At 29.4% G+C, this 5,607-nt stretch carries 1 protein-coding gene; it reads right to left on the bottom strand.

Annotation, left to right across the window (positions count from 1 at the left end; genetic code table 11):
- Nucleotides 1-236: 236 nt before the first annotated feature.
- Nucleotides 237-5,192: a beta-N-acetylglucosaminidase domain-containing protein gene (locus I4V51_RS20225; protein WP_195990245.1), complete on the bottom strand. Its 4,956-nt coding sequence runs from the start codon at nucleotides 5,190-5,192 to the stop codon at nucleotides 237-239.
- Nucleotides 5,193-5,607: the final 415 nt, after the last annotated feature.

Raw genomic sequence — 5,607 nt, 5'->3', positions numbered from 1 at the left:
CTAAACTACTATTATCCATATTGGATACCTCCTTGTATTATAGTTGTGGTCGGCAAACCTACTATAATTTTACAACGGAGGTTTTTTTATTTCTACTCACCGCTAGAAGCTTTCCGGAACCACAGGTCGAACCTGTGGTATTCTAAATACAAAATAAAAAAAAGTACTTTCTCAAAATTTAGAAAGTACTTTTTGTCTATAATAAACTCATTTAAGATTTTTAAGTATTAATTAACTTATTTATTCTTTTTTCTACTTAAAATTACACCTGCTCCTGCTGTTAATACACCTAATAATCCAACTGCAGCTGTTCCTCCTGTTTTAGGTAATTTATTAGAGTTATTCACATTAGAATTACCACTATTATTTTCAGAGGAATTATTTCCATTATTACTTCCTTCCCCAGAATTATTATTGTTGCCATTATTAACATCGCTTGCATCTGCAATGACTAATTTTTCTAATGCAATTTGTAAAGAATTAGTTGCCTTTTCAACATCCTCTTCAGTTGCTTCCTCATTAGTCATAACATATTTAGCATCATTTAATCTATCCTTTAAATTACTCCAAGACTCTTCTGTATATTTAACAGAATCTAACTCTTCAACTTTCTCTATTAAATCTTGTAATCTATCCTTATTTGGTTTCAATCTTAACTGTAAGAATGCTCTTATTAAACTTTCATAAGTATTACTCACTTCTTCTTCCATTGCGTTTTCATCTACAATTACATTTTTAGCAGCTGATAATACTACTGATAAGTTATCCCAAGTAGCTTTTATATATTCTTCTGAATTTAACTTATCTATTTTTTCTACTAAAGAAATTAACTGTTCTTTATTACCTTTTTTAAACTCTAACATTTGAATTACATTACTTAATCTAATGAATGCATCATCTACTTCTTTTTGAGTCACAGATGAATTTAATAAAACTATCTTTGCATTCTCATATGCTTCATTAAACTCTTTAACTACAGCTGGAACTACACCCTCCAACACACCTTCTGATAATATTTCATCAGCATAATCAATAATTATTTGTAATGCATCTTTATTAGTACTAACAATCTTTTCAAATTTAGCTTCTAAAATAATATCTTCTATTATTTTAGTATTAAAGTCAAATAACTCTTCTCCTAAATACCATCCTAAGAAAGAATACCCTTCCTTTTGTGGATCCTCTGGTCTTATAACAGTTTCACCTTCTAATACTTCCACTACAGTTTTATTTTCTCCATTTACGAATGTAACATTATAATTTATTTCAACTGGAGGCACTAAATTAGCATCTGTTGTATAAGTTATTTCAATTAATTGAAAATCTGCTACTATAGAGTCATATGAAATCTTAAGCCCTGTTGTATTTGCTAAATTACTAATATCAAATAAATTTATTGATTTATCTAATCTTCCAATAGATTTCCATTTCCCATTTGTTAATACTTCAACATTAGCATTTGAAATAGTATTAGCATTTTGAATTATAGTAATAGCAGAAATTTGATCTCTATCTGTTAACTTATAAGTTAAATATCCTGGATTTTCAGTTGCATGTATAGTAAATTTTGTTTCTAACTGTTTATCAACTAAACTTGATAATTGATTTGTATTAGATAGTTCCTCAGTAGTTGAAATTTCGTATATTTTACTTCCAAATAACGATTGTCCATTATTAATTGAAATTTCATTTACTATAAACTCTTTTTCTTCTTCATATGCTAAACGAATATATCTATATTCTGTATTTCCTTCAACATTAATATCCATCCAGAAATATGGTACCTCACGACCATTAAATCCATCTTCTGTTTGCTCATTTCCTTGAATATTAAAGTTTTTTACATTAACCCACTCATTACCATCTACTGAAACTTGTACCTTACCTTGACCTAATACTGCTTGTGGATTTTCAGTTGCTACATCCTCTGCAACTTTAACTTGGATGTGGTTTAAAGCAATCTTTTGTCCCATATCTATAGTTAAGTTCTTAGTTTTGTAGTGACCTTTAGTAGAATCTTGTCCGTCAAATACATTATTTAATGAATTATCATATGCTACACCATCTATAAAGTAATTATATTTACACATATCTGGTCCAAATGCACCATATAATTCAATACCAGTTCCATTGAATTCATATTCGATAGTACCAGTTGTATCAACTAAATAAATTTCATCTTGATTTAACCATCCAGTCTTTGGTGACCACATACTCCATGCTTTTGAAGTATTTCCTGTTGATAATACAATCCCTGGAGCTGTTGTTGTAATATTAACTTCTGAAGTTTCTTCTCCATTTTTAACAACAAACTTATCCACAGATGCTTTATATTGATTGCTGTTTGCTCCACTTGGTTCAGTGATTATTGTAATCTTGTGATTTCCTTCAGTTAATCCATCTACAGAGAATATTTTCTGTGAAGGATTATCCTTTTTAGCTCCATTAGCATCAGCTTGTCCATAAGTAGTACCTACTGATACTGAAGGTTCTTCAACTACTTCAATAGCAATATTTAAAACTTCAGTTAAGCTAACAGGAAAATCAGAATTATTTCTTACTCTTATATAACGAGCAATTATTTCATCATTATTGTTTTCTAAAGTGTTCCAACTCTTGAAGTTTTCTGACTGTTCAATAACAACGCCTTCTGGTAACTCTATATTACTTACGTTAATTGATTCTAATTTAGGTAATTGAATAGCAACATATTCATCAGTATTTAATGTAGTTTCTTGTAATTCTAATGATACATTATCTTTATTATCTATAAGATTAGCGCCATTAATATTTTCAGCGTTACTTACCATCTTAATACCATCATTAACAACTACAGACATTTCACGAACACGAACCCAATAATCAGCTTTATTATTATATCCTTGTTTAGTTAAACGTAAACGAACATAACGTGCTGAAATATTTGTATCCACATTAATATTATTATTAGCAGCTTCTTCTGAATAATCTTTAATAGTTGTCCACTTTTCCCCATCTTTAGATGCTTCAAGAACTGCATAATGGAATATATTAGCATCTGAATCATCACGACCTTGTACAATTGACACATTTACTAAATCTTTAACTTCGCCTAAATCTAATCCAAAGTAATCTTCTACTCTTTGCATCTTTCCGCCACCAGTTAATTCCGTATATGTTGATATATCTCCATCATTATACTTATTGAATTCATTTTCTGCTACATTAGACCAATCCTTAAAGTTGTAATAAGGTCTTGCTACGGTACTATTTTCTAATCCTAATATTTTATTTAGCTCCTTACCTAATTTTGAATTTAAGTAGTTAGCTAAAGGACGTAATCTCTTAGTAGCTGGTTTAACCTCTAACTTTGTATATCCCCCTGGTTTAAGTCCTGGCTTAGTTACAGAATTTGAAGCAATAATCTTAGTTGCTATATTAGAATATTCATTCCAAGCAGTATCATAATCTTCTGCCCCAATTGCAATTATTGAATTTAATCCAGATATAGAAGCTTCTAATGTAGCCACTAGTGACTCTCTATAAGGTTCAAACTCTTTCTTTAAACCTTCATTTTGAGCTTTTTTCATTAATGAATTAGCCGCATTTAATATTTCTTCTAACTTAATTTTTAGTGACTCAGCTTCTACAGTGGCATTTTCTCCTGCCTCTAATTTAGCTTTTAAAGCATCAATTGGCTCTGCTAAATCTTCTGATTCTTCCCATGCTAATCCTGTTTGATGATAAACACCATCTCTTGGATATGACATATGTCTAGATAAAATTCTTAATTCTTCTTCAACAGATTCATCAACATTTTTAAATGAAGCATCCCATGAAGAATCAACATTAAAATCATCAACGTTCCAAGAGAAGTCTGCTATTTGGAATAATCCTATTTTTGATAATTCTGCTTCACACATTGGATTTGAAACTAATCCATTTAATTTTTTAGTTTTTCTAAGCATTTCTGCCTTACCAATAAATAATGTTGAATCTGTGTAATCATTAACTGGCCAGTTTAACCACATATATGGATAACGTCCAGATACATCTTTAAATCCATTGTTTAAATTATCATCTACATTACCAATTATAGCTGGACCTGTATGCATAATTTCAACATCTTCTTTAACTGAAGGAACTTGTTGTGTTTCTCCACCAATTGTAATTGTTGTTCCATCTCTAAATTGATTATAATAAGATGCTCCTGGCCAACCACTGTATGCTTGTGGACAGAAAATTAAAGGATATGTACCCTCTTTAGAATCTAACCACGCTGTTAAAGTATTAATTGCTTTAACTTGTAATGCGGTTTCAGAAACCGCATCATCTGCAAGTAATGCGAATTGTCTTACTCCTAAATTGTATAAGCTTTCAAACTTATCAATTATATATTGCATTTCTTGATCATAATTTTCTTTATTTATACCATTGCTCATAAATGGATGTATAGCATAAACAAAACGATTCTTAGTTCTAACACCAGCTTCAATTATTTCAGCCATTTTATTTAACTCTTCTTGAGGATATGGATCTCTCCATCTGCTATTATGATATGGATCATCCTTTGGTGCAAAAATAAATGTATTTAATTTAGTTCTACTACCAAATTCCATTAAAGAAATTATTTCCGGGTTTGACCATGGTATCCCATAATATCCTTCAATAAATCCACGATATTGAATATCAGCATAATCTTCTACTACATTTTTTAATAGTTCATTGTTTGATGATTGTTCTATCATTAATTGTAATGTTGTTACTGCACAATATAATGCATCACTATCATTCCCTATTAATTTGATACTATTATCAGTAATCTCTAAAACATTAGCATCAAACTTTTCAAATAAATTTTCAGTTTTTGGAGTATAGTCAATTCCTTCTGTAGCTATACTAGCTATAATATTAAATTTGTTTTCTTCAACAGAATTAGATTCTACTATAGTTGAATCTAAAAGCTCTAAAGTATCTTTCAAATGATTCTTTGTTGCTTCATCTACTTCCCCTTTACATACAAGATTTAATTCATTAGGAATACTTACACTTCCTCCAGTATATTGAATATCTTGTGGAATTGGATAAATTTCATACTTTTCAATATACTGGGCCTTATTGTCTGCATGTACTAATGTTGTATTAGATAAAATTCCAACACCTAAAGTTAATACTAAAGACAAACTCAACTTTTTAATAAATGATTTTTTCATTTTTCTCTCCCCTTTTTAAAATTTATATATATTAATACATAATATTTATTATGTGTTAATATTATCTACTTAACGTATATTAAAATTTTTAGAATTTTATATTTTCAAGCAAAAAAAAGCTGAAAAGTTCAATATTATCTCTTACTCTAAGATAATATTCCTTTTCAGCTTATGCTCAAACTTAATTGATAACACACTAAACATTCTTATCATACATAATACCATACATAATTTAACATTTCAATAAATTTTATACATATAAATTTAAAATCCCTAGTTTTTCTCTTAATTTATATTAATCTAAAAAAAAAGATACCTAGTATAAACTAAGTATCTTCTTACCTGGCAACGTTCTACTCTCCCACACAGTCACCCGTGCAGTACCATTGACGCTGTAGAGCTTAACTTTCCTGTT

Origin of the sequence: Clostridium sp. D53t1_180928_C8, from assembly GCF_015667795.1 — a bacterium.
GTDB lineage: Bacteria > Bacillota > Clostridia > Clostridiales > Clostridiaceae > Clostridium.
This window is presented reverse-complemented; position numbering and strand designations above follow the sequence as displayed.